This window comes from Rhodospirillaceae bacterium (assembly GCA_040219235.1).
Classification (GTDB): Bacteria; Pseudomonadota; Alphaproteobacteria; order Rhodospirillales; family Rhodospirillaceae; genus WLXB01.
Genome location: JAVJSV010000011.1, coordinates 1 through 23,464, shown reverse-complemented (window position 1 = coordinate 23,464; position 23,464 = coordinate 1). Strand labels below are relative to the sequence as shown.

Annotated in this window: 25 protein-coding genes; 11 read left to right on the top strand and 14 right to left on the bottom strand. The window is 54.1% G+C overall.

Annotated features, from left to right (window positions below; genetic code table 11):
* Entirely contained in the window at window positions 1–228 is a 228-nt protein-coding gene (locus RIC29_04130) for a hypothetical protein (protein ID MEQ8734088.1), read from the bottom strand.
* 132 nt (window positions 229–360) lie between these two features.
* Here RIC29_04130 and bfr point away from each other — a divergent pair, with 132 nt between their 5' ends.
* A complete protein-coding gene (gene bfr, locus RIC29_04125; GenBank protein ID MEQ8734087.1) occupies window positions 361–840 on the top strand; it encodes a bacterioferritin in 480 nt (159 codons plus the stop codon).
* A 364-nt stretch (window positions 841–1,204) separates the two neighbouring features.
* Here bfr and RIC29_04120 read toward each other — a convergent pair whose 3' ends face one another.
* Window positions 1,205–2,101: a lysylphosphatidylglycerol synthase transmembrane domain-containing protein gene (locus tag RIC29_04120; protein ID MEQ8734086.1), complete on the bottom strand. Its 897-nt coding sequence runs from the start codon at window positions 2,099–2,101 to the stop codon at window positions 1,205–1,207.
* A gap of 96 nt (window positions 2,102–2,197) precedes the next feature.
* On the opposite strand from RIC29_04120, the gene RIC29_04115 reads away from it, so the two are divergent.
* From RIC29_04115 to RIC29_04100, 4 genes are read left to right on the top strand one after another with little or no spacing between them, the layout of a single operon-like run.
* Window positions 2,198–3,379 (top strand): glycosyltransferase family 4 protein, encoded by a 1,182-nt coding sequence (locus RIC29_04115; GenBank protein MEQ8734085.1) that lies wholly within the window; start codon window positions 2,198–2,200, stop codon window positions 3,377–3,379.
* A 5-nt stretch (window positions 3,380–3,384) separates the two neighbouring features.
* Complete coding sequence (locus RIC29_04110) at window positions 3,385–4,125, top strand: class I SAM-dependent methyltransferase (GenBank protein MEQ8734084.1); 741 nt, start codon at window positions 3,385–3,387, stop codon at window positions 4,123–4,125.
* A gap of 2 nt (window positions 4,126–4,127) precedes the next feature.
* Complete coding sequence (locus tag RIC29_04105) at window positions 4,128–4,679, top strand: GNAT family N-acetyltransferase (GenBank protein MEQ8734083.1); 552 nt, start codon at window positions 4,128–4,130, stop codon at window positions 4,677–4,679.
* Window positions 4,669–5,502 (top strand): tyrosine-protein phosphatase, encoded by an 834-nt coding sequence (locus RIC29_04100; GenBank protein ID MEQ8734082.1) that lies wholly within the window; start codon window positions 4,669–4,671, stop codon window positions 5,500–5,502. Before RIC29_04105 ends, RIC29_04100 begins: the two co-directional genes overlap by 11 nt.
* Here RIC29_04100 and RIC29_04095 read toward each other — a convergent pair.
* From RIC29_04095 to RIC29_04080, 4 genes are read right to left on the bottom strand one after another with little or no spacing between them, the layout of a single operon-like run.
* Window positions 5,499–6,821 carry an RsmB/NOP family class I SAM-dependent RNA methyltransferase gene (locus tag RIC29_04095; protein ID MEQ8734081.1) on the bottom strand — a complete coding sequence of 441 codons (1,323 nt, stop codon included), beginning with the start codon at window positions 6,819–6,821 and terminating at the stop codon, window positions 5,499–5,501. The genes RIC29_04100 and RIC29_04095 overlap by 4 nt on opposite strands.
* 9 nt (window positions 6,822–6,830) lie before the next feature.
* Window positions 6,831–7,625: an SDR family oxidoreductase gene (locus RIC29_04090; GenBank protein ID MEQ8734080.1), complete on the bottom strand. Its 795-nt coding sequence runs from the start codon at window positions 7,623–7,625 to the stop codon at window positions 6,831–6,833.
* 40 nt (window positions 7,626–7,665) lie between these two features.
* Entirely contained in the window at window positions 7,666–8,502 is an 837-nt protein-coding gene (locus tag RIC29_04085; protein MEQ8734079.1) for an alpha/beta hydrolase, read from the bottom strand.
* Window positions 8,499–9,344 carry an alpha/beta fold hydrolase gene (locus RIC29_04080; protein ID MEQ8734078.1) on the bottom strand — a complete coding sequence of 282 codons (846 nt, stop codon included), beginning with the start codon at window positions 9,342–9,344 and terminating at the stop codon, window positions 8,499–8,501. The genes RIC29_04085 and RIC29_04080 overlap by 4 nt, the downstream gene beginning before the upstream one ends.
* Window positions 9,345–9,493: 149 nt before the next feature.
* Between RIC29_04080 and RIC29_04075 the strand changes: the two genes are divergently transcribed.
* Together RIC29_04075 and RIC29_04070 are read left to right on the top strand one after the other, a co-directional pair.
* The gene (locus RIC29_04075; GenBank protein MEQ8734077.1) at window positions 9,494–10,939 is read left to right on the top strand and encodes an FAD-dependent oxidoreductase; all 1,446 of its coding nucleotides are present in this window, start codon (window positions 9,494–9,496) and stop codon (window positions 10,937–10,939) included.
* Window positions 10,940–11,017: 78 nt separating this feature from the next.
* Window positions 11,018–11,200, top strand: a complete 183-nt coding sequence (locus RIC29_04070; GenBank protein ID MEQ8734076.1) for a PLDc N-terminal domain-containing protein — start codon at window positions 11,018–11,020, stop codon at window positions 11,198–11,200.
* A gap of 46 nt (window positions 11,201–11,246) precedes the next feature.
* Here RIC29_04070 and htpX read toward each other — a convergent pair whose 3' ends face one another.
* Window positions 11,247–12,182: a zinc metalloprotease HtpX gene (htpX, locus tag RIC29_04065; protein ID MEQ8734075.1), complete on the bottom strand. Its 936-nt coding sequence runs from the start codon at window positions 12,180–12,182 to the stop codon at window positions 11,247–11,249.
* Window positions 12,183–12,274: 92 nt separating this feature from the next.
* Between htpX and RIC29_04060 the strand changes: the two genes are divergently transcribed.
* On the top strand, window positions 12,275–12,469 hold the full coding sequence (locus tag RIC29_04060) for a DUF1674 domain-containing protein (GenBank protein ID MEQ8734074.1): 195 nt from the start codon (window positions 12,275–12,277) through the stop codon (window positions 12,467–12,469).
* Between the two features lie 142 nt (window positions 12,470–12,611).
* Window positions 12,612–13,970 carry a hypothetical protein gene (locus tag RIC29_04055; protein MEQ8734073.1) on the top strand — a complete coding sequence of 453 codons (1,359 nt, stop codon included), beginning with the start codon at window positions 12,612–12,614 and terminating at the stop codon, window positions 13,968–13,970.
* Between the two features lie 2 nt (window positions 13,971–13,972).
* On the opposite strand, the gene acs is transcribed toward RIC29_04055, so the two are convergent.
* From acs to RIC29_04025, 6 genes are all read right to left on the bottom strand, one after another.
* Window positions 13,973–15,913, bottom strand: coding sequence for an acetate--CoA ligase (acs, locus tag RIC29_04050; protein ID MEQ8734072.1), 1,941 nt, complete (start codon window positions 15,911–15,913; stop codon window positions 13,973–13,975).
* 98 nt (window positions 15,914–16,011) lie between these two features.
* Complete coding sequence (locus tag RIC29_04045; protein ID MEQ8734071.1) at window positions 16,012–16,374, bottom strand: Rieske (2Fe-2S) protein; 363 nt, start codon at window positions 16,372–16,374, stop codon at window positions 16,012–16,014.
* A 9-nt stretch (window positions 16,375–16,383) separates the two neighbouring features.
* On the bottom strand, window positions 16,384–16,668 hold the full coding sequence (locus RIC29_04040; GenBank protein ID MEQ8734070.1) for a YciI family protein: 285 nt from the start codon (window positions 16,666–16,668) through the stop codon (window positions 16,384–16,386).
* A gap of 29 nt (window positions 16,669–16,697) precedes the next feature.
* Window positions 16,698–17,744 carry a hypothetical protein gene (locus tag RIC29_04035; GenBank protein MEQ8734069.1) on the bottom strand — a complete coding sequence of 349 codons (1,047 nt, stop codon included), beginning with the start codon at window positions 17,742–17,744 and terminating at the stop codon, window positions 16,698–16,700.
* The gene (locus RIC29_04030) at window positions 17,728–19,179 is read right to left on the bottom strand and encodes a mannose-1-phosphate guanylyltransferase/mannose-6-phosphate isomerase (GenBank protein ID MEQ8734068.1); all 1,452 of its coding nucleotides are present in this window, start codon (window positions 19,177–19,179) and stop codon (window positions 17,728–17,730) included. Before RIC29_04030 ends, RIC29_04035 begins: the two co-directional genes overlap by 17 nt.
* 109 nt (window positions 19,180–19,288) lie before the next feature.
* Entirely contained in the window at window positions 19,289–20,287 is a 999-nt protein-coding gene (locus RIC29_04025) for an NAD(P)H-dependent glycerol-3-phosphate dehydrogenase (GenBank protein MEQ8734067.1), read from the bottom strand.
* A gap of 118 nt (window positions 20,288–20,405) precedes the next feature.
* Between RIC29_04025 and RIC29_04020 the strand changes: the two genes are divergently transcribed.
* Window positions 20,406–21,416, top strand: coding sequence for an NAD-dependent epimerase/dehydratase family protein (locus tag RIC29_04020; protein ID MEQ8734066.1), 1,011 nt, complete (start codon window positions 20,406–20,408; stop codon window positions 21,414–21,416).
* 29 nt (window positions 21,417–21,445) lie between these two features.
* Here the strand turns inward: RIC29_04020 and tsaD are convergent, their stop codons facing one another.
* Entirely contained in the window at window positions 21,446–22,498 is a 1,053-nt protein-coding gene (gene tsaD / locus RIC29_04015; GenBank protein MEQ8734065.1) for a tRNA (adenosine(37)-N6)-threonylcarbamoyltransferase complex transferase subunit TsaD, read from the bottom strand.
* Window positions 22,499–22,612: 114 nt separating this feature from the next.
* Between tsaD and RIC29_04010 the strand changes: the two genes are divergently transcribed.
* A partial coding sequence (locus RIC29_04010) for a uroporphyrinogen-III synthase (GenBank protein MEQ8734064.1) occupies window positions 22,613–23,464 on the top strand: 852 nt, incomplete at its 3' end.

The following is a 23,464-nucleotide window of genomic DNA, read 5'->3' as shown; positions in this document are numbered from 1 at the left end:
TCAGGCTTCCTGTGCCACCAGATCGATCTCATTCTCGGTGACCACACGGTGAAGGCCAACGGCACCGCCTCTGATGCGATATTGCAGTTCTGATCCGGCGGGCGGAAGAAGCTGCATAATCTCATAATTTTCTTTTGGGGCTTCCGGGTCCGCCACACGGGTCGCCAATCGAAGGGCCGGCGCATCAAATCTTACCCGTTGACCAACTTTGAACTTATGAACGCCCACAGACTCTCTCCTTAGATTTATATGTATGAGGGTTTTGTAAGGCAAAACGACCACGACGGCCCGGTTTTTCTTGCCTGAAGACGCAAAATCATTACTTAAGGTCAATAATATTACTCTAACGAAAGGTCCCCCATGAAAGGCGACACCCAAGTCATTGCTCACTTAAACGCCGTTCTTCGCAATGAACTGACGGCCATTAATCAATATTTCCTGCATTCCAGAATGTTGATCGATTGGGGCGTAAATAAGCTTGGAAAGTTCGAATATGGCGAATCGATTGAAGAGATGAACCATGCTGATGAGCTGATTAAGAGGATTCTCTTCCTCGAAGGTCTGCCCAATCTTCAAGACCTCGGAAAACTCTACATCGGTCAATCCGTTAAAGAAATTCTGGACTGCGACCTAAAATTAGAGCTGGAAGCTCTGCCCGACCTGAAAGACGCCATTGCCCACTGTGAATCCTGCCGAGATTTCGTGAGTCGTGAATTGTTTCAGAAAATTCTGGATGATGAAGAAGAACACGTTGAATTCATAGAAACGCAGTTTGCTCTCATTGAGAGGACCGGGATGGAAAACTACATCCAACTTCAGAGTGAATCTGTTGGGGAATAACCTCTAAGTTCATTAAGTCCAGAGAACGCATATTAACCAAGATCAGCCTTGCTTATTCAGCCGCTTGAACTGCTGAGCTCTGCCAATAGGGTATGATCTCTGGCTTTTGGTCGATTGCAAGATCATGAGACTCTTCAGATAAAATCTGCTCTGCCGTCTCGCGGCACCGTCCGCATTTGATTTCTGCGCCAAAACAACGGTAAGCCGAATCCACGTCTTTGGCCCCGTTTTTGGCAGCCTGTCGCAGATCCGTGTCACTAATGGCGTTGCAAAGGCAGACGAACACTTCACCCTCGTGTGTGATTAGACCACTGATATATTAATAATCATTATCAATTGCAAGAAGATTAAGACGCTTTTTAATTTATCCTTTTCGACCCTTAAAATCCGCCAAAGCCCCAACCACAGCGCCAAAAATTGTGTAGCCCAGGAGCGCAAAGGAGAGGGCCACCGCCTCCGCGGGTGGGACATCGACAAAACCCAGCAAAATCACCAGCCCGCCCTCACGGAGGCCAAGCCCCGCCACCGTGATAGGCAAAAGAAGAACAAGAGACACCAGCCCAACGACCGAGACCCAAGCCGGGAAAGACAGAGAGATGCCCATTCCGGCCCCGATATACGCCACCACGATCACCGCAAGCACTTGAAAGGCGATACCGGTCAGAAAGGAAGCGACCAATTGACCCCAATCTTGCGCTGAGGCGTGCCAGGCTTTCAGAAATCGTCCAAACGCATTATCGAGCAGACTGGGCATACTCGGAATTACAAGCGGCAACAGAAGCGCAACAATCAATCCAGCCAAAAGTGCAAACGACAAGGCCGGAAATAGATCTGGAAATCCTCTTGGGTCAAGCAACAAGGCAAGCCCGGTGATGAGAACCAAGGCCGCAAGCCCTGTTATTTTATCGACCACGACAGCCGCCACAACCGTTGCACCATCATCTTCGGGACGGACCAACCGGTAGGCTTTGATTGCATCTCCTAAAAGCTGACTGGGCAAAACTGTGCCATAATACAAGGCGACAAAGGTGTAGCGTAACAGGTCAGATAACGGGCGGCCTGGCATCACCATTTGGAGTTTGAAGCCATTCAACCCATGAGCGAGAAGGTAGAGCGCGGCAGCGATGATAATGGTTTCTAAGGAAAGCCGGGACAACGCCTCGCCAACTGCACTTAAGTCAATACGACGCAGCACCACGGTCAACAGCGCACCACTGACAAAGACCTTCACTGCAAAGACAAATGATTTATTGGACCACATACAGAGTAAACCTTAGCGCTTGAGACCTCTGGGTATAGTCTGCTACCCCAACGGCGACAACGCCTGCCGCGTTGACGATCTTATCCGAGAGAAACCATGTCTGCGTCACGACCTCCACATTTTTTGCTGATAAATTACGAGTACCCCCCGGTTGGCGGGGGTGGCGGCAATGCCACACAGCAGATCGGGCGGACGCTCGTTAAACGCGGCGCGAAGGTGACGGTGCTGACCGCCGCACAAGGCCAATTGCCACGCCGTGAGAATGACAACGGCGTCCAGGTTTACCGCATTTGGGCGGCGCGGCGGCATCAAGATAGATGCTCAGTTCCTGAGATGTTGGTGTTTCTCGCCCATGCGCTTTTGACAGCGCCCGGCCTCGCCCGACAGAACAAAGCTGATGCAGCCCTCATATTTTTCGGTATGCCCACGGGGCCTGTCGGCTGGTGGCTAAAAAAACACATGGGCCTGCCCTATGTTGTATCGTTGCAAGGGGGCGACGTTCCCGGTTTTATGGGCGATGAAATGGCAACGTATCATCGCATCGCCGGACCCGTGATCACGGAAGTCTGGCGCCGGGCTTATGCTGTGGTTGCCAACTCCACGGGGCTTGCGGCGCTGGCCCAACGTCATGCGCCGGATGTTGAGGTCGAGATGATTCCCGCCGGGGCAGATTTGAACGCCATGGCACCGTCCCCGGTGCCAACGCTGGAAGGGCCTCTACGGTTGCTCTTTGTCGGCCGGTTGGTTCATCAAAAAGGCTTAGATGTTCTGCTTAAGTCCTTGGCCGCCCTCAAAGAGGACGACTGGACGCTCACAATTGCCGGGGAAGGCCCCCTGAAAGAAGAGCTTGCATTTACAAGCCAGACATTGGGTTTGGCGAATCGGATTACCTTTCGCGGCTGGCTGGGGCGCACCCAATTGCCTGAGGTTTACGAGCAGGCGGATGTTTTTGTTTTACCGTCACGCGATGAAGGTATGCCGAACGCCATGCTCGAAGCCATGTCCGCAGGACTACCAATTGTCGGCAGCAAGGTGGCTGGATTGGATGAAGTTGTGATTGATGGAGACTGCGGGCTCCTGGTGCCGCCCGAAAACGCGAAGGCGTTAAGTGACGCCTTACACGCCTTAATCTCAGACAGAGACAAAGCGTTCACGCTGGGTCAGGCCGCTCGCAAAAGAGTGGAAGCTCATTACAGCTGGGACCACGCCGCTGATGCCTACCTCAACCTGTTATGCCAGGCCGCCGCCTTAACGTCTCCATCACCAGAGACAGAGTAAGAGAGATGGCACCACAAACATCGGAGACCCCGCTCAACGCCGATGAATACGATGATCTGTGGGCGGCCGGATGGGACGACACCCGTTTGTATGGTCCCATGGCCCGACACAGTCGCCGTATTTTTAAATCGCTCGCGCGCGACCTAAGCCCAAGTAAAATACTCGACGTGGGCTGCGGCGAAGGCTCGCTGCTTAAAACACTGATGACACAGCACCCAACCGCTGAAGGGTTTGGGGTTGAGGTTTCGGACCATGCTGCGGCCCTCGCCCGTAAAGTCGTACCCTCCGGAACCTTCAAAGTTTGCGATGTATCGCAGGAGGCGCTGCCCGAAACATTTGATCTGGTGGTTTCTGCTGACGTTGTTGAACATATCGCTGATGATGTTTCTGCGATTGAGAACATGGCCGCAATGACGGCCCCAGGGGGGCGACTGATCATTTCAACCCTGCAAGGCCGGATGCGCGATTTTGAGCGGCAAGTGGGGCATGTCCGCAATTACAAGCTGGGTGAGCTGGAAGATAAAATTCAGGCTGCCGGCCTAAGCGTTGAACGTGTTGTGGCTTGGGGCTGGCCGTTCTATTCGCCACTTTATCGTGACCTTCTCGACAGGATGGACAACAAGGGCACAATGGGACGCTTTGGCCTCATCCGCAAAACCATTTGTCATGTTCTTTATGCGATATTCTTATTGAACCGATCCACCAAGGGCGACTACCTGTTCGTGCGCGCCATTAAGGACTCTTGAGTATGTTTTCTGCAACCAACATTCCTGTGCTCGAGACGGAACGCTTGATCCTGCGCGCCTTCGACTCAATAGACACAGACGCTTATACAGAGATGGTTGCGGATGAAGATGTCAGCCAGTTCATCAGTTTAGGTGGCAAACCCATGAACCGGCTGGAAGCCTGGCGCTCCATGGCCATGCAACTGGGGCATTGGCAATTGCGCGGGTTCGGACAGTGGGCGGTTGAGGAAAAAGCATCCGGTGACTTTGTGGGAAGATTGGGCTTGTACTATCCGGAAAGCTGGCCTGGTCAAGAACTGGGATACGCACTCGCCCGGCCATACTGGGGTAAAGGTTATGCCACGGAAGGCGCGTCTGCAGCCCGAGACTTCGCCTTCAGTGAACTGGGTTGGGACGAGTTAATTTCCATCATCAGCCCCCTCAACCTGCGGTCCCAAGGGGTTGCAGAGCGCTTGGGAGAAACCTTCCGTGAAATCTGGCATTTTGACGATATGGTTTTGCATATCTATGCCCTGACCCGCGCTGATTGGGAAACGCTGGACCGTGAGCCCTGATAAACCGCGCGTTGAGTTTGACCCCCATCACCGGCTTCCGGGAACCATCAATTTTCGCGACCTGGGAGGATACAACACAACAGATGGCGGGATCGTAAAAACGGGTCGCCTGTTTCGGTCTGGTCATCTTGCCCATGCCGAAGCAGAGTCAAAATCCAAAATTGCGGCACTCAACATCTCGCTCGTGTGTGACTTCCGCACCGATGCAGAACGTCAAAAACACCTTCATCAGTATGCAGATGGTCACACTCCCTCACTGAAGTCGCTGCCGATCTGGCCTGTTGCAACCCCCGGCATCGACAACACGGTTGCCCGCCTGCTGCAAGGTGAGATTGACCTTGAAACAGCGCTGATCGATCAGGCCAACGGATATCGGGAATTTGTGCGTGACCAGTCCGCACAGTTTGCCGGAATGTTCACCGCAATTTTAGAGCAAAAGTATTCCGGAGTTTTGTTGCATTGCGCTGCTGGCAAAGACCGAACGGGGATTGCGTCAGCCTTGCTGCTTACCGCACTTGATGTGCCCTTTAACGATGTGAAGCATGACTACCTGATGTCAAAGCGAGGGCACGGGGCCACCGCTCAGACTCAGTTCTATGTAGACAAATACTGGGATGCTCACAAAAACGCCTTCGCAACAGAACCCGCCTGTTCGCAAGCAGACATTCATCTGTTGTTTTCTGTTCAGCCAGTCAAAATTGAAGCCGCTTTTGATGAAATGAAAAAAATAAGCGGTTCGATAGACGGCTACTTAAGCGATGGCCTTGGCCTCAAGCGCGATGCAAGACGTACTTTAAAACAGCGCTATCTCAAAACGCTCTAAGCCTGCTTTTTTAGGGCTGCGATATAGAAGCCATCAAGGCCGCCGCGATCAGACCAATAATAGGGCATAGTGCGCACGGCCCCGGCTCTATCAAGCCATGTCGGGTCTATGCCGAGTTGCACAGGGTCTATAGGCACACGGGACAAACCTGTGTTTTCCAAAACCGCTTCAACAACCCCTGGTCCTTCTTCTGGTTCAAGGGAGCAAACCGCATAGACCAAGGTGCCGCCGGGGGCTAAGAAAGAAGCCGCCCGTGCGAGCAGTGATCTTTGAATTTGTGGATAGGCGACCACATCTTTGCGTTTTTTTAGATAACCGAGATCAGGATGGCGCCGCAGTGTACCGGTCGCGGAACAGGGAGCGTCGAGCAGAATTGCCGGAAACAACTCTGGTGGCTTCCATTGCAAGACATCTGCTTTAACAACGTTCGCTTTCAGTCCCATGCGATCAAGATTCTCTCTGACACGTGCAAGACGCGGTTCTGAAGAATCCACCGAGGTCACCGCACATCCTGCGGCAGCGAGTTGCAGCGTCTTCCCGCCCGGCGCTGAACATAAATCAGCAACAGAAAGCTGATCCTGTGAGCCGACCATTTGAAGCAGCACACGTGCGGGCAACGCCGCAGCCGCATCTTGAACCCACCAGGCTCCGTCTTGAAAGCCTGGAAGGTCTTGGACCATCCCCGGGGTGGTGCGCCGCAGTGACCCCGTAGGAAGGCAGTCAGCCTCAAGTTGTTGTGGCCAGTCTTTCGCCGACGCGGGATCCTTAAGTGTCAGATCAAGCGGAGCTTCTAACAAATGCGCCTCGCCAAGGCGATGCGCCGTTGTTTCACTGTACGCCTTAGTCCAGCCATCCCAGAGCCACCCCGGTGTGTTTAAGCGAGGCCAGTTTTGTTCAGCGATAATCGTTTGGCCATTGGCCGCCACTTTGCGCAGGACAGCATTGACCAATCCGGTAAGACGCGGTTGCCGCACCCGCTTGACCATATTGACCGAGGTATCGACAGCGGCGTGCGAAGCGGTTTCCAAAAACAGCATCTGGGCCACGCCCAATCTCAGAATATCCTCAACCTGCGGCGGCGGCGGGCGCGTCGTAAAGTTCTTCAGAACATCATCAATTTGACCAAGACGGCGCAAAGTGGTGGCAACCAAATGACGTACAAAAGCCCGATCACGCGGCTCTAACTTACCAGCGATTTTCTGAAACCGTTTATCGACAGACTTGCCCTCGCGCACAGCACCACCGAGCAAGACAAGAGCTGCGGCGCGTGAGGCTAGAGCGTCAGGCTGTGCTGTGGAATCCGCGCGCCGCTGACTCATATTTTAAGATCAGTCATCAGGCAGATTTAACTCTGTTGGTGCGGTTGCGAATAGGTCGAGCCAATCCTCTGATGCCGGACCTTCAGCATTGGTTGCTGTAAAGACACGGGTGTTTGCATCGGCGCGGCCCGCTGCTGCGATGGTGACCGCCGCTAAATCTTCGCGACCGATCGACATACCGGCAACGTATTCGCTGCGGGGAATCAGCTTTATGGCCTTCGTTCCGCCCGGGCTGTCATCAATGCCAGCTGGCCCAACCACAACGTACTCTAGTCCAGAGTCAACCAGCACCTCTTCAGCTTTGCCTTTCCAAATCAAGACATCGCCACCGATGGTGTTTAGGAAATGATCTTTAGTGCCGGAAGACGACGACGTGATGATGACAAATCGTGTTGCGCCTGCCGCCTTCGCCGCCTTGGATAGATTGATCGTGCCTTCATAATCAACTTTCTCAGAGCGGTTGCTGCCAATGGGCCACGCTGTCGCCACAGCAGAAATAACAATATCCACACCTTCAACGGCTTTAGCGAGCGTTTCGGGCTGCGTGACATCAGCCTCAACCCAATCGTACTGGCTGCCAAACTCTTCGGCGGCGTCCTCGATATTGCGGCTCATAGCACGCACATCTAAACCCAAATCCCCGAGACGCTTGAGGATATGTTTGCCATTGTTTCCCGTGGCGCCCGCCAGAAGGATTTTCTTATCTTGCAGAGTGGCCAGCGCTTCTTCGCCAATTGAAGCTGGGGCTGCGACTGCCACCAGGGGGGTAAGCAGCAACGTTATCGCCAGTAAGAATATTCTCATTGTGATCTCCCTAGGTATCATGGGGTGGGGTTGTAGACTGTTAGGCACGATCCAGAAAGCCCCGAACTATAGCGGCGGTTTCTTGGGTCTTCAGATCAAGGAATCCGTGGCTCCAGCCAGGCAAATCGTGAATGCGGCTTTCAGAGTGTTTGAGCAAGCTTTTGGCGCGTGGGGTCATCTCCCAGACATCGTCTTCCGGATTAAGAATGAGGATGGGCTGTTCAATTTTCGGAAGCGCTGCCGCGCTGTCATAGGCAAAAGCCGCGTTGTGCCCCCACCAGGAGATAGCTGGGTTCAACAGTTTCGCCCAAAACACCTTGCCAATGTCGTCCAAAGAGCGGCCTGGCATGCTCCATCGCACAGCCGATTGCCATGATGCTTGAGCGTGCGCCCCATCTTTAGTCAATTGTTCAGGCCCATGTTGGGCTTTGATTTGCGCCAATTCCTCAGGCGTCCACAACGGAGCTGAGACCATAACCAAGCGATGAACCCGATCGGGGTTTTGCAAAGTTGTTTCCAGAGCGATTTTAGAGCCGGTGTGATAGCCCATAAGATCAACGCTGGTGAGGCCGAGCGCGTCCATAAGATCAGTGGCCGCTCCTGCGTACTCAGAAATGGTTGGCGGTGCTGATGATGGATCAGAGTCACCAAACCCAGGCGTGTCCATGGCGATAGCGATACGATCGCGACCCATCTCAGCTAGAAACGTCTCATAAATGATGCTTGCGTAGGGGCTCATGTGAAAGCACACGAGCGGGCGTGCCCCTAAGGGAGAGGCTGAATCAGCATCAGGCTGCGCCATACGATAATGAATTTGACCAAACCGGCCATCGACATATCCCTTGCGCACAGGAACAGCGGTAGGGATGCTCGTCATAAACTAATCTCACCATCCAAAAACTGGCGCACAAGAGCGCAGGTTTCAGTCGTGTGAATATCTAAAAAGCCGTGTCCCCAATCGGGCAATTCCTGAATACGGCCATTCTTTAGAATGCCGTGCGCACGCCGTGTGTGTTCAACCAAATCATCGTTCGGGTTCAAGACCAAAACCGGTTGCTGCACCTGTTGCAGTTTTTCCTTCATGGGATAATCAAAGGCTGCGTTATGGCCCCACCATGCGATATCCGGACGGCGCAGCGCATCGGCAAACTGTTCGGCCACATGCTGCAGGGTCCAACCGGGACCCGCCCAACGCAAATAAGCCCGCCACTTCTCAGCCACATGGCTGCCGTCTTCGGTCAGTTCAGGTTTGCCATAATGGGTGCGAAAACCATCCAATTCAGCTTCATTGAAAATCGGGGCCGAGGTAAGCACCAGCCTGTGAATACGATCCGGAGCCTGGTGGGCAAGCTCGACACAGGTTTCAGAGCCGGTGTGATATCCCATGACATCGACCTGTGCCAAACCTAAGGCATCCATAACGTCTAACATGGCCGCCGCATAATCCGCGATTGCAGGCTGTTCAGCGGGCGGGTCTGATTCGCCAAACCCAGGCGTGTCTGGCGCCACGGTCAACCGGTCCCTGCCCATTTGGCCAAGAAAGGTTTGATAGATCCGGCTTGAGTTGGGACTCATATGCAAACACACGAGTGGAAGAGGCGCTTGATCCGAAACCGGAGCGGCCCAGTTTTGTTCCGCTGGACCAGCAAGACGAACATGAATCTGGCCAAAACGGCCATCAACATACTGACGCCGCACGGGGACATTTTGTAAAATCATAGATGGACGGTCGATGGCTTCAACATCCAGGTCAAGGGCAAAGACAAGCCCGCCACCATCGTTCGGTCAGGGACCATCGCGCGCGGCAACCGTGACGGCACGGCCACACCGCGTATGATGCGACACTATACATGAAGGAGAGATCAGGTATGAGCCAAGACTGGGACGTGATTATCATTGGCGCCGGCACTGCGGGTTTACCGGCTGCGATTTTTGCCGCCGAGCGCAGCGACAGAATACTGGTGCTGGATGCCGCCCCCGAGATTGGTGGCACGCTTCATCTCAGTTCCGGCCAGATGAGTGCTGCAGGCACACGGCTGCAAAAAGAAAAAGGCATTAAGGACAGCCCGAAGCAGCATATCGACGACATCATGCGTATTTCAAAAAATACCGCCGACCGGGATATTGCCGGACTTGCGGTTGAAAATGCGGCGGCGACATTGGATTGGCTCGAGTCCATCAGCTTCAAACCTTTGCCCGCGCACCCCGTTAAAGGCCAAGCCCACGAACCCTATAGCGTGCATCGTTATGTCTGGGGTGAGGCTTTAGGGAAATCAATTTTGGCCGCTCTCAAACCCCCATTTGAAGCGGCAGTGGCCAGCGGACGGGTCACTCTTAAATTAAATACGCGCGTGTCAGAGCTTGTGTGGTCTGACAACGGCGCCGTCTCCGGGGTGGTTGCCCAGACTCAAGGTCAAGACAGCGTGACATATACAGCCGGGGCGGTGCTCATAGCCGCCGGTGGCTATGTCGCCAACGGGCAAATGTACAAAGACCTAAGCGGACACCCCGCCTACGGCGACCATTCTTACCCTTATTGTGTCGGGGACGGACTTAACCTGGGCCTGAGCGCTGGGGGAACCGCTTGGGGCCACAAGAACTATCTGACGAGTTTTGGCGTGGTGATGCAAACCTATGACGTACCCAGCAAGGTCCGTTGGCGTCAGGTCCATTGGCCAGAACGGCGGATGCCATGGGAGATATATGTGAATGCCCATGGCCAGCGCTTTATGAGAGAGGATGAACCAAGTGTCGATGTGCGCGAACACACGATTCAGCAGCAACCGCATCTTCGCCACTGGATCGTATTTGACGCAAAGACTTTGGAGGAGGCTCCACCGTTGTTTCCGGATGTGACCGCCGCTGACATCAGATGCGCTGCGGAGGCGGGAGAGCCGATGTTTTATGTCGCGGACAGCATTGCCGCGCTGGCTGAAAAAGCAGGGCTGCCGGAAGATGCTCTGAAAGCAACCGTGGACGCCTTCAACATTGGACAAGCGTCCGGAAAAGATGCATTTGGCCGTCAAAACATGCCGCGGCCCGTTAACCAGGCCCCTTTTTACGCGATCAGATCACAAGCCATGTCCGTCTCAAGCACCGTGGGACTGAAAGTCGACACTCAGTTGCGCGTGATTCGGGAAAATGGCACCCCCATAGCCGGACTTTACGCGGCCGGCGAGTCAATCGGACAAGGCGCGATGATGGGAAGCTCGTTCTGTGGTGGCATGCTGGTCACGCCAGCGTTGACCTTTGGCAGGATGCTGGGGCAATCGCTTCTGCCGCTTGAAGAAAAAACACACGCGGCGGCGGAGTGACTTTCTCTTACAAGCCACTAAACTAGCGATCGTGACGATTATCTAACGTGACGATTATCTAATATGGAGTAAGTCCCTATGGGCGTTGAAACCGGCGGCCTTTTTGGCCTTCTTATTCTGATCGCAGACGTTTACGCAGTTGTCAAAACCGTCCAAAGCACGGCTTCGACGGGTTCTAAAGTTTTATGGATTGTGCTGATCCTGCTGCTTCCGATTTTGGGCCTGATCCTCTGGTTCCTCTTCGGACCAAAAGCGCCCTAAGCCGCTCGATTGAAAAGCGGGTTTAAGCCCCCTTGGCCCACTGGGCTTAAGCCCAGCGTCCACGGCCCGTTCTTGCTGGACCAGACCCACTGCGCGGCACCGACCCCCGGCTTGAGGAGCTTGAGGAACTTGCTGACGGTGGAGTGCGAGCCCCGCCCAACGATTCCAGCTTGGCAATCCGATTAGCGGTTTTTGGATGGGTTGAGAACAGACTGTCAGCGGCGTGGGCGTGCAACGGATTAACGATAAACAGGTGGGCTGTGGCCGGATTGGCTTCCGCCACATTGTTGTCGATCTGACGCGAACCTTGCTCCAGTTTCGCCAGCGCAGACGCCAACCAACCGGGATTGCCGCAAATTTCAGCACCGCCACGATCGGCACCGTATTCGCGGGTTCTTGAAATCGCCATCTGAACCAGCGTTGCTGTTAACGGTGCCAAAATGGCGACCGCTAACACGCCGATGATGCCCAAACGACTGTCGCGACGACCGCCAAAAAACATGGCAAAATTCGCCAACATACCAATCGCCCCCGCCAAGGTTGCTGTCACTGTCATAACCAAGGTGTCGCGGTTTTTGATATGCGCAAGCTCATGCGCCATGACGCCAGCCAACTCCTCACGACTGAGAATGCGCATCAGGCCGGTTGTTGCCGCAACGGCCGCATTTTCAGGATTACGCCCTGTAGCAAACGCATTGGGCTGATCGGTCTCCATAATAAAGACCTTGGGCATGGGCAAATGAGCCTTATTGGCCAACTGCTCAACCAAACCATAAAATTCCGGTGCAGCGGCCCGATCAACCTGGCGCGCGCCGTACATGCGCAACACCACTTTGTCAGAATTCCAATAGGCAAAAGCGTTCATGCCCAATGCCACGCAGAACGCAATCAACATGCCGGCTTCCCCGCCCAAGAGGAATCCGACAGCGAGGAACAAACCCGTCATAGCCGCCAGCAGCAAACCGACCCGAAAGGTATTCATGGACAATTCCTTGCCTGTTGATGGCCCACACCATATGTGTGAGACGACGTAACCTGATTTATGTGCTGAAGCTAGAAACGCAAGGGAACATGATGTCGAATTCACCTTCAGAAACACCAAATGCGAAACTACCTGCCAAAGATAAGGTCACAGGCAAGGCACAGGTGAAAGCAGAACAAGACCCTAAATCTGGCGCTGATAGAACCTCAGAGATCGGCGGCCCGAAGGGTCCAGAACCAACACGTTTTGGCGATTGGGAGCAAAAAGGACGCTGTTCAGATTTTTAGCAGCCTGTGGCGCTCCGCAAGTTAATTTAAAGTCTTCATTAAGCAGATGCCGCTAATGATATGAGATATAAACACGATTCCTGTTATCCACAGATGTCTGCGTAAAAACAAACATCAGAGACTTAGGCAGTGAAGTTAAACCATGATCTTAACGGCCTTTATTGACCGCCTGAAAGGCCAGCCAACAGACGCTGACTCAACTTTGGAGCTTTATGATCCTGAGGAAGTGTTCTACGCGGTCGAACCATTAACGCTTTTGATCTGCCCTATGGCCGGGGACGCAACGGGTCAATCTGCCCAGCATATTGCGACGCGACTGTCGGGACGGCTGGGCCTTAAGGTTCAGGTTCTTGACCGCGCGCTGACATCATCAAAGGCAGATACATTTTTACCATCTTCTCTCTCCATGGCGGGCGAGCTTGGCGCAGCCTGGCTTAAACGCCACAACGCCGATCTGCTGATCTGGGGCGATACAACTAAAACTGGCGGCTGGCGGCTCAGGTTTATGAGCAAATCCGTCGCCGTGCAGCCAGGGGCCTCCACATGGACCTCTATTGATAGGCTGGAGGTGCCAGCCTTGTTTCCTGACAGTTACAGCGATCTTGTTTTCGCCTGCGCCCTGGCCATCGCTGACCTGGAAACGGGCGCGCAATATCAAGCTCGACGGGCGCTGCTAGAGCCACTGATGCCAGCGGTACGCAATCTGGCAGATGGTGACCGCTCTGGCACCGTTGCCGAAGGGGCGACCGCGCTCAGCGCCTATGGTGCCATTTTGTTGCTACAGGGGGCCGCAACTGGTGACATTAAAACACTTGAGAAAGCAGTTTCACTAAGCCGGGCAACTTTGATCATGGGCAAAGATGCCTTTCCGCCCCATGAAGAGGCCATTATTGGCGCACGGATTGCCGACGCCATGGCTGTCATTGGTGATTTGAAACCAGGCACCAAGCTGCCAACCAAAACCGTGGATTATTACCGGACAGCGGTGAGTATGGTGGACCGGTCCGAGTTTCCAGATACGTGGGCGGCCCTGAACGTGAGACTGGGCTTGGCCCTGCATGGTCTTGCTTTGGCCGACGAAGACATCAGTCTGTTGCAACAAGCCTCCGAGGCCATGACAGATGCGACCCGGGTCTGGACCTTGACGGAACATCCGGTGCGCTGGGCGGATATTCAAAATTCTCTCGGCGGCCTCCTTCTGACCATGGGCAAATTAAGTAAAGCGCCTGACCTATTTGATAAAGCCATTCAGGTGTTCCTGTCTATCGCCAGCGTGTGGACTCGGACCAAGGCCCCCTTGGTATGGGCAACCACCCTGGCCAATCTTGGTGCGGCGCTTAAGGAAAAAGGCGAAGCCCAAGGCAATATGGCCATTCTCGCCAAAGCTGCAGACGCTTTTCAGCAAGCCGGAGAAGTGTTCACCGAGCTGAACATGGAGCGTTATGTCGCCATTGTTGATGCCGAGATTGAGAAAATTGAGGCCAAGCTCGCGTTAGCGTGAATTTAAGCCCCGGCCCGGTTGGCAACCAGGTCATCAACCACGCCGGGATCAGCCAGCGTTGAGATGTCGCCCAATGCATCCACTTCATTCTCAGCGATTTTGCGCAAGATGCGCCGCATGATTTTACCGGAACGGGTTTTGGGCAGGCCCGGCGCCCATTGTAAATAATCCGGTTTCGCAATCGCACCGATATCATTGCGTACCCATTGGATAAGTTCGTCATGGAGGTCTGCTGACGGTTCAACGCCTTCCATCAACGTGACGTACGCATAGATCCCTTGGCCTTTTAAATCATGGGGGAAACCAACCACGGCCGCTTCCGCCACAGCTTTATGCGCAACCAGCGCGCTTTCAATTTCAGCCGTGCCCATGCGATGACCAGACACATTGAGAACGTCATCGACACGACCCGTGATCCAATAATAGCCATCCGCATCCCGCTTGCAGCCGTCACCGGTAAAATACATGCCGGGATATTGGCTGAAATACGTGTCAATAAACCTCTGATGGTCGCCATAAACGGTGCGCATTTGACCGGGCCAGGAGTCTTTAAGACAAAGATAGCCCTCGCCTGGACCTTCAATTTCAACACCGTCAGCATCCACCAGACAGGGCTGAACACCAAAGAACGGGCGGCCCGCCGAGCCGGGTTTCAAAGCCATGGCACCGGGCAATGGCGAGATCAGAATGCCGCCGGTTTCAGTCTGCCACCACGTGTCCACAATAGGACACCGACCATCGCCAACAACACGGTGATACCATAGCCACGCCTCGGGGTTGATGGGCTCCCCCACCGAACCAAGCAAACGGAGCGTCGTGCGAGAGGCTTGTTTAACCGGGGCATCACCTTCACGCATAAGCGCGCGCAACGCTGTGGGTGCCGTATAGAACGTATTGACGCCGTGCTTATCAACAACATCCCAGAAACGCCCTGCGTTGGGATAATTTGGCACACCCTCGAACACCATAGTAATGGCGCCATTGGCCAGCGGGCCATAGACGATATAGGTGTGGCCGGTGATCCAACCAACATCGGCGGTGCACCAATAGACCTGCCGTCCGTCATAATCGAAGACGTACTTATGGGTCATCGCGGCATATACCATGTAGCCGCCGGTGGTGTGCAACACACCCTTCGGTTTGCCGGTAGAGCCCGAGGTATAGAGAATAAACAGTGGATCCTCTGCCTTCATCTCCTCAGGTTCACACCAGCTGCCCTGATCTTCAGTAAGAATGTGATACCAACTGTCGCGGGTTTTATGCATAGGCACGCCAACGCTCGTGCGTTCAACCACGATCACATGTTCGACCGTGTCGCAGGACTTAAGCGCCGCATCAACATTCGCTTTAAGAGGGACTTTTTTTCCACCGCGCACGCCCTCATCGGCGGTGATTACGACGGAGGCTCCGCAATCATTGATACGCCCAGCCAAGGACTGAGGGGCAAAGCCACCAAACACAACCGAATGAACCGCGCCGATGCGCGCACACGCCAGCATGGCAACCGTAGCCTCGACGATCATGGGCATGTAAATGCAAACGCGATCGCCTTTTTTAACACCGAGCATGCGCAAGGCGTTGCCAAGTTTGCAGACTTGTTCGTACAGTTGGCGATAGGTCACATGTTTGTGTTCAGTCGGGTCATCGCCTTCCCAGATGATCGCCGTCTGATTGCCGAGTTTGTCGAGGTGGCGATCCAGGCAATTGTAGCTGGCGTTGAGGGTGCCATCTTCAAACCACCTGATCGAAACATCATCCTTGCCATATTTTGTCGACTTCACGGTTCTGTACGGCGTAATCCAATCGATGATTTTTCCGTGCTCGCGCCAGAAGCCCTCGGGGTCTTCAACGGATTGAGTGTACATCTCGGTGTAGCGGTCTGCCGTGACCAAAGACGATTTCGTCCACGCTTCAGGTACAGGAATAACGGTAGGGTCTGTCATGGAGGTCTCCGGCGTTTTTGTAATTAGTGAGAGAGAATACTAAAGGACTGCTTTCGCCTGAGTCACTACATCACAGCGTCAAACATGTATGATCCCGCTTAATCATCAGGGACAACAACGACAGCACCGTCTTCTACGGCAACAGGAAAGGGCCTCAGGCTCTTGCCGCGACACGGCCCGCGCGTGCAATACCCATCTGTCGGCCTGAAATGTGCGCCATGTGTGGTGCACAGAAGATACTTGCCCGTGCGATCAAAAAAAGTATCGCCAAATAAATTCAAAGGCACACGAGCATGAGGACAGGAGTTCACAAACGCGCGCACGACTCCGTCCCATTGCACCACCATAATGGCGTACTGCTCGTCGCCATTTTTCAGGGTGACATCTTTTGCATTGGTGGCGGCAAGGTCGCTGACCTGACACAGCACCTGGCCAGCCAACTCATCTGGATCGGGAAGCATTTTGGATGTTTAGCCGAGCGGTAAAATATTTTTACTGGGACGCATAGTGACGGATTCGAAAAGATCAGCTTTGTAATAGGGCTCGTCCGCAATCCATGCCCGCGCGGTGGCGACAGAGTCAAAATCCAAAATATACAAACTGCCTTTGAACGTCTCACCATCATCGCTGAGTAGCGGGCCAACATAGACGCCATCGGGCAAGTTGGCTTTTAACCACTCAAGATGTGCGGGACGGGTGGCCATACGCAGGTCAAGATGGTTAGGCTTATCAAGACACATAATGGCAATCAACATAACATCTTCCTATTCAAACTAAATTTTGATCAGCCGTGATACTGGATCAGGCCGGATAATGTGTTGGGCGGGAGGGAAACACGGGCAAGCATCTCTCCGGTCTCAAGGGAAACCTTCACAACATCGCCGGAGAACCAATTGGCCGCATAGGCATAAGTGTGATCATGACCGGGTGCAGCCAAGGCCCAGCCAAAACCATCAAGCGGCACTTCTTTAAGTGTCTCGCCAGATGATGAAAGCACAGACAACTTTGTGCCAAGGGGTAAAATCATGTTGTCGCCCATTCTTTTGACATCGAATACCATCGGCGGCGGACCACCTCCTGCACCGGCGGGCAGCGTCAACACATCAGGCAACTGAGCGCCGGACTCCAAGTCGACACGCATCACCCGCGGACCCGTTTCAGAAGTGTAAACAAGCGTTTTTCCGTCAGGCGCAAGCGCCGTATGCGTCGCGCCCATACTGCCACTCATACCGCCATGCACGTCTGGTTCCACAGTGCGCACCAGTGTTTCTGAAGAATCGTAAATGTAGATTTTACCCTGGCCAACATTTTCAGGGTCATCAGGCAAATAGGGATAACGGGTGGTCAAATTCTCGGGCTGCGCAGCACCTTTGAGATATTCGATGAGAGCGAATTGGCCATTTTCTAAAAACTGCACCGAGCCAAACGGCCGGTTCGCAAAATCTTTAGTTGGCAACGCCGTGCCATCCGGTCTGACCCGAACAACCTTCCAGGCAAAGGTATCAAAAGCCCACAATGTGCGATCTGGGCCAACATTCAACCCCCCAATCAGATGTGTCGTGCCCTCGGTCCACAAAACACCTTTGAGATTAAGATCTGCATCGAACTGCAGAATGCGGCCTCGGCCGGCGTGATCATCATCCGGATTGTTCAAAACAGTGGCGCCGACAAACACATCACCGGGGGCGAATGGTTTCAGCGTCGACTGCGCAGGTTCAAAGTCAGGCATGGCATCCTCTTCGCTATGCGCCGGAGTGATCAGCAACAGGCCAAACAGAAAAACAAAAGTCTTTAGTGGCATATCGAGAAAGCCCCTAGTTGTTCCGGCCATAATCATCCTCCATGCGTACGATGTCGTCTTCGCCGACATACTCGCCGGACTGAACCTCGATCATTTCAAGATCAACCTTGCCAGGATTCTCCAAGCGATGCGTGGTGCCCGCAGGAATATAGGTTGATTCATTTTCTCCAAGCAGCGTTTGATTTTCACCATTGGTGACCAGGGCTGCGCCTTTCACAACCACCCAATGCTCTGACCGATGCCAGTGTTTTTGCAGCGACAGCTTGGCACCTGGCTTGACCCCAATCCGCTTAACCTTGAAGCGCGCGCCTTCATCGACGGTCTGAAACCATCCCCAGGGGCGATAGGTTTTGGTATGCGCTATTGCAACTTCATTCCCAGACGCTTTGAGGTGCGCCACCACGTCTTTTACTTTTTGATCATGCTGACGATCAGCAACCAGAACGGCATCATCTGTCACAACGACAATAACACCATCTAAACCGACCACGGCTGTGGTCTGACGTTCGGATCGAACATAAGTGTTTGTGCTATCAATGGAGACAACATCACCGAGTAACGTGTTGCCGTCTGTATCTTGATCACTCTGGTCATGCAGCGCCGACCAGGAGCCGACATCTGACCACCCCATATCCACGGGCACCACAACCGCCTTATCCGTGCGCTCCATCACGCCATAGTCCAAGGATTGGCTTGGCACAGTCGCAAAGGAGGCGGGATCAAGGCGGAAGAAAAACAGGTCATTTGAGCCTTTGTCGAGGGCCGCCTGACAGAGGGGGGCAATATCGGGCTCGAATTTGTTGAGCTCAGCTAGAAAAGTATTTGCCGCAAACAGAAAGATACCGCCATTCCAAGAGTAATCTCCTGAGGCGACAAAACGCTCAGCTCTGCTTGCGTCTGGCTTTTCAACAAAGGCCGCAACATCGAATGCACCGCCCTGTAGCGGGTGTCCTTGCTTGATGTATCCATAGGCGGTTGAAGGTTCAGTTGGTGTAATACCGAAGGTGACCAGCTTCCCGTTTTGACCTAAAGGCACGGCTGTTGCGACCGCTTCACGAAACGCATCGGGATTGCGAATGAGGTGATCAGACGGCATGACCAGCAAAAGCGCGTTTGGGTCATCGGCCACCACCTGTGCGGCAACAGCAACTGCGGGTGCTGTATTGCGGCCTTCTGGCTCGATAATAATCGCCCTTGGCTCGACCCCAACCGCGCGTAATTGCTCGGCCACAATAAAACGATGGGCATCGTTGCACACAACAATCGGGGCTTCGACTTTAGGTGTGTTGTTTGACGCCAAAGGCGTGATGTTCTGCCCCAACCGAAGCGCCGTTTCCTGGATCAGGGTGTGAACACCGGTTAAAGCCTGTAACTGCTTCGGAAACTGATCGCGTGACAGGGGCCACAAACGTGATCCAGCACCACCAGACAGAATCACAGGATAAATGGTTGGTGTAGGCGCCACAGTGGAGTCCTTATTCGCACGTCCGGGCCAGCCGGAGAATTACTCTAAGGTCATAGCGCAAATGCACGGGCACTGACCAGTCAGGCATGATTGGTCAGATCGCTTTGAGCTAGCCAAAGTCCAACTCTTCTTTAATGGGCCGGTCAAGCAGCTCAGCGATGGCCGCATCTACGGTAACACCTTGATTGAGGATTTGATCCATGGCACGGCAGATGGGCATATCAACGCCCTTGGATTGCGCGAGGGACACCACCGCTTCAGCCGTATACACGCCCTCGGTGACGGCACGCCGCTCGCCCAGAACCTCATCCAGAGTGCGGCCCTGACCGAGCGCAGCGCCAAGGGAGTAATTGCGCGACTGCATTGAGGTTGCGGTAAGCAATAAATCCCCCAAACCACACAACCCCATAAGGGTTTGAGACTGTCCACCCAAAGATATGGCCAGACGGACAACCTCGACCAGACCACGGGTGATCAGGGCCGCACGCGCGTTGTCACCCAGTTGCTTGCCTTCAACCAGACCACAGGCAATGGCCAATACATTTTTGACGGCGCCGCCAATGGCGGCCCCAACCAGATCGGTCGAGAGATAGGGACGAAATGTCGCAGTTCCGATGGCGGTTGCAGCGCGTTCCCCTAACTGCGGATCTTTACAGGCCAGGGTGACCGCCGTTGGCAAGCCCGCGGCCACTTCCTTGGCGAAGGTCGGCCCGGAAAGCACCATACACGGCGCAGAAGGCAAGGTCTCGGCAATGACCTGGGTCATCAGCGCGTTTGATCCGCGCTCGATGCCCTTGGCACAAATGACGACCGGCACACCAGGCGTCCAGTGCGCCGCCAGATCCTTGCAAACGGAGCGTAAATGCTGCGCAGGGGCGACCAGCAATACGAGATCGGCTGCCACGGTTTCTGCGTACTCAGAGGTTGCTCGGATGGCCGGATCAAGCGCAACGTCAGGCAAAAATACATCGTTCACATGACGCGTGTTGATACTGGTGACAACCTCCTCTTCCCGCGCCCAAAGCACAACGTCGCGGCCTGCCCGTCGCGCCATCGCGGCAAGTGCCGTTCCCCATGCGCCAGCACCGATAACCCCAATGCGTTGCATACATACCTCCAACTCTGTCTTGTATTCTCTTGTGTGCCACGCCGGACAAGAAGCTGTCTATGCCTCAGAGATAAGCATTGCGCTTGCAATGCTCTGGCAGGTCGGCCAAAAACCTTCCATGACTGTGCTGGTTTCAGGTGCTGCCGGCTTTATCGGCTTCCATACAATACAACGTCTGCTCGCAGACGGCATGACCGTTGTTGGCCTCGACAATTTTAACGCTTATTACGACCCCGCTTTAAAGGAAGCGCGATGGGATTTACTGAGTAAGTCCGAGCACTTTAAAGGGCTGCGCATCGACATTTCAGACCGGCAGGCCGTTGAGCGGCTCTTTGCAGATCTTAAACCGAGTAAAGTGGTTCATCTGGCCGCACAAGCCGGGGTTCGCCATGGTATTGATCATCCCTATGATTATGCAGACGCTAATCTGGTTGGGATGCTGAACATCCTAGAAGGATGCCGCCACAGCAAAATTGATCACCTTGTTTATGCCTCATCCAGCTCCGTTTATGGTGCCAATGGTGACCTGCCATTTTCGGAACATCATGGAACGGCGCACCCCATATCTTTATATGCGGCCACAAAGCAAGCCAATGAGTCCCTGGCTCACGCCTATGCGCATCTGTACCGCTTTCCTGCGACAGGTTTAAGGTTTTTCACGGTATATGGGCCGTGGGGACGTCCCGATATGGCGTTGTTCAAATTCACCAAGGCGATTTTGTCAGGAGAGCCTATTCCCGTGTTCAATGACGGGAACCTGGCCCGCGATTTCACCTATGTGGACGATATTGTGGAAGGCTTGCTCCGGGTGCTTGGCCAACCCGCAGAAGTTGATCACGCTTGGGTAAATGCGCCTGCTGATCCCGCCAACAGTGGCGTTGCCCCGCATCGGTTGTTTAACATTGGTAAGGGATCGCCAGTTAAATTGATGGATTTTATCGCGACACTTGAAACCGCATTGGATCGAAAAGCAAAGATTGATTTCAAGCCCATGCAGCCCGGCGATGTCGAACAGACGTGGTGCGATGTATCTGAACTAGAAAAGGCTGTTGGGTATACGCCGACCGTTTCCTTAAAAGACGGCGTTGCGAATTTTGTCGCGTGGTATAAAGACTTTTACAGGTTGTAATTTAAGTCTCGGCTCTCATACCCAAAAGCCTAAGCCTCCGGGTCCAACGGCCACCGTGGCCTGGGTTTAAAATCAAGCGGATCGGAAAGACCCAAGCTCAGCCGCTCCAAACCCGCCCAGGCGATCATAACAGCGTTGTCCGTGCACAAGGCTGGAGGTGGCACCACAAACGGCAAGCCTTTCTCTTCAGCCAGCTGAGCCAGCTTTGTCCTTAAGACTGTATTGGCCGCAACGCCACCGGCTGCAACAAAAGCGGTCGGCGGTGGCCCCGAGACCATATCAAAAGCATTGGCACAACGATTGGCGATATGGTTCACACACGCCACTTGAAGCGCCGCAGCAATATCATTGGCGTCTTGTGACGTCAGGCTGCCTGCCGGCAAACCTTCAATCGTGTGCCGCACTGCTGTTTTCAGCCCTGAGAAGGAAAAGTCACAGCCGGCACGCCCATGCAGCGGCCGAGGCAATTGAAAACGACTTTGATCTCCGTTTTGCGCGGCACGCTCTAGAGCTGGTCCGCCAGGGAACCCCAAACCCAGCATCTTTGCAGACTTATCGAAACACTCCCCGGCGGCATCATCAAGGGTCGTGCCGAGACGCCGGTATTGCCCAACGCCCTGCACTTCAAGGATCTGGCAATGCCCACCAGAAACGAGCAATAGCAAATAAGGAAACGCCACTTGATCTGTATACCTGACCGTTAAAGCATGCCCCTCAAGATGATTTACTGCGGCAAAGGGGAGTTTGTGGACTGATGCCAGCGCTTTCGCGGTCATCACACCAACAATAACGCCACCGATCAGACCCGGCCCGCCGGTCGCGGCAACGCCATCCAAATCTGAATACTCCAGACCTGACTCCGTCATGGCTCGGCCCAATAAACCATCAAGCTTGTCGAGATGGGACCGGGCCGCGATTTCCGGTACGACGCCGCCATAGGGGGTATGGTCTTCTATCTGAGAGGACAAAGCATGCGACAGGCATGCGGACGCAACCACCTCAGAGGTTACGGCTGAGACATCACCCTCAACGATGGCGACGGCAGTTTCGTCGCAACTTGTCTCAATGCCGAGCACCCTCATGTATTGCTTTCCTTGTTTTGATAGCAGTCAGCCTCTACAACACGAAAACCGCCCTGCATAGTGACTCTAGAGCGTGGAGCCCGCACCGGTTCGTGATACGGTAGAGAAGAAATCATGCGTATCTTGATCACAAGCCCTGCGCCGGAAACGGCCGAATTGGTATCGTCACTGACCGCACGCGGCCATCAGGTTACGGTCATTCCTTTGATGATGCCTGAGCGCATTGAAGCGCCCAAAGTTAAACTGGAAGGCGCGCAAGGCTTTCTTGTCACCTCGACAGAGGCTGTTCGGGCACTTGCAAACACGGTTGCTGTTAGGTTTTTTCCGCTTTTTGCTGACTCATTAGACGTTGCAAAAGCCGCCAAAGCGGAGGGTTTTACAAAAGTTAAAGCCTCAGCTGGCGATGCATCGGACTTCGCCAAACTCATTGAGGCAACTCTTAAGCCAGATGAGGGGGCCCTGATCCATGCCTGCCACGACAAAGAAACAACCGCGATTACCGGCATGCTCATTAATATGGGCTTTGCAGTTCGCCCCTTAAAACTCTACACCTTGAAACGCTCCGAAACACTGCCACCCGCCCTTGTGAATGACCTAAAAGCAGGCGTTTTTGATGGCGCTGTGATTTTGAGCGTAGATGAGGCCCGCACATTTACGATGCTGCTCCAAAGGGCGGACCTTGAACATTTGGTGAAGGATTGGGTGGTCTACGCGACCACCACATTGGCATCCGCCCCCATGCGGGCGTTGAATGTAAAGCAAACCGTCGTTGCCACTTCACCAGACTTAGAAGCCTTGCTTGCAAAGCTTGACGACGCCGAAAAACTTTTATCCTCGGAACCTGAGCCGGAACCTGAGCCGGAACCTGAGCCGGAACCTGAGCCGGAACCTGAGCCGGAACCTGAGCCGGAACCTGAGCCGGAACCTGAGCCGGAACCTGAGCCGGAACCTGAGCCGGAACCTGAG

Coding starts and splice junctions, on each gene's coding strand:
- bfr (MEQ8734087.1), top strand. CDS start 361: ATGAAAGGCGACACCCAAGTCATTGCTCACTTAAACGCCGTTCTTCGC.
- RIC29_04120 (MEQ8734086.1), bottom strand. CDS start 2,101: ATGTGGTCCAATAAATCATTTGTCTTTGCAGTGAAGGTCTTTGTCAGT.
- RIC29_04115 (MEQ8734085.1), top strand. CDS start 2,198: ATGTCTGCGTCACGACCTCCACATTTTTTGCTGATAAATTACGAGTAC.
- RIC29_04110 (MEQ8734084.1), top strand. CDS start 3,385: ATGGCACCACAAACATCGGAGACCCCGCTCAACGCCGATGAATACGAT.
- RIC29_04105 (MEQ8734083.1), top strand. CDS start 4,128: ATGTTTTCTGCAACCAACATTCCTGTGCTCGAGACGGAACGCTTGATC.
- RIC29_04095 (MEQ8734081.1), bottom strand. CDS start 6,821: ATGAGTCAGCGGCGCGCGGATTCCACAGCACAGCCTGACGCTCTAGCC.
- RIC29_04090 (MEQ8734080.1), bottom strand. CDS start 7,625: ATGAGAATATTCTTACTGGCGATAACGTTGCTGCTTACCCCCCTGGTG.
- RIC29_04085 (MEQ8734079.1), bottom strand. CDS start 8,502: ATGACGAGCATCCCTACCGCTGTTCCTGTGCGCAAGGGATATGTCGAT.
- RIC29_04080 (MEQ8734078.1), bottom strand. CDS start 9,344: ATGATTTTACAAAATGTCCCCGTGCGGCGTCAGTATGTTGATGGCCGT.
- RIC29_04075 (MEQ8734077.1), top strand. CDS start 9,494: ATGAGCCAAGACTGGGACGTGATTATCATTGGCGCCGGCACTGCGGGT.
- RIC29_04070 (MEQ8734076.1), top strand. CDS start 11,018: ATGGGCGTTGAAACCGGCGGCCTTTTTGGCCTTCTTATTCTGATCGCA.
- htpX (MEQ8734075.1), bottom strand. CDS start 12,182: ATGAATACCTTTCGGGTCGGTTTGCTGCTGGCGGCTATGACGGGTTTG.
- RIC29_04060 (MEQ8734074.1), top strand. CDS start 12,275: ATGTCGAATTCACCTTCAGAAACACCAAATGCGAAACTACCTGCCAAA.
- RIC29_04055 (MEQ8734073.1), top strand. CDS start 12,612: ATGATCTTAACGGCCTTTATTGACCGCCTGAAAGGCCAGCCAACAGAC.
- acs (MEQ8734072.1), bottom strand. CDS start 15,913: ATGACAGACCCTACCGTTATTCCTGTACCTGAAGCGTGGACGAAATCG.
- RIC29_04045 (MEQ8734071.1), bottom strand. CDS start 16,374: ATGCTTCCCGATCCAGATGAGTTGGCTGGCCAGGTGCTGTGTCAGGTC.
- RIC29_04040 (MEQ8734070.1), bottom strand. CDS start 16,668: ATGTTGATTGCCATTATGTGTCTTGATAAGCCTAACCATCTTGACCTG.
- RIC29_04035 (MEQ8734069.1), bottom strand. CDS start 17,744: ATGGCCGGAACAACTAGGGGCTTTCTCGATATGCCACTAAAGACTTTT.
- RIC29_04025 (MEQ8734067.1), bottom strand. CDS start 20,287: ATGCAACGCATTGGGGTTATCGGTGCTGGCGCATGGGGAACGGCACTT.
- RIC29_04020 (MEQ8734066.1), top strand. CDS start 20,406: ATGACTGTGCTGGTTTCAGGTGCTGCCGGCTTTATCGGCTTCCATACA.
- tsaD (MEQ8734065.1), bottom strand. CDS start 22,498: ATGAGGGTGCTCGGCATTGAGACAAGTTGCGACGAAACTGCCGTCGCC.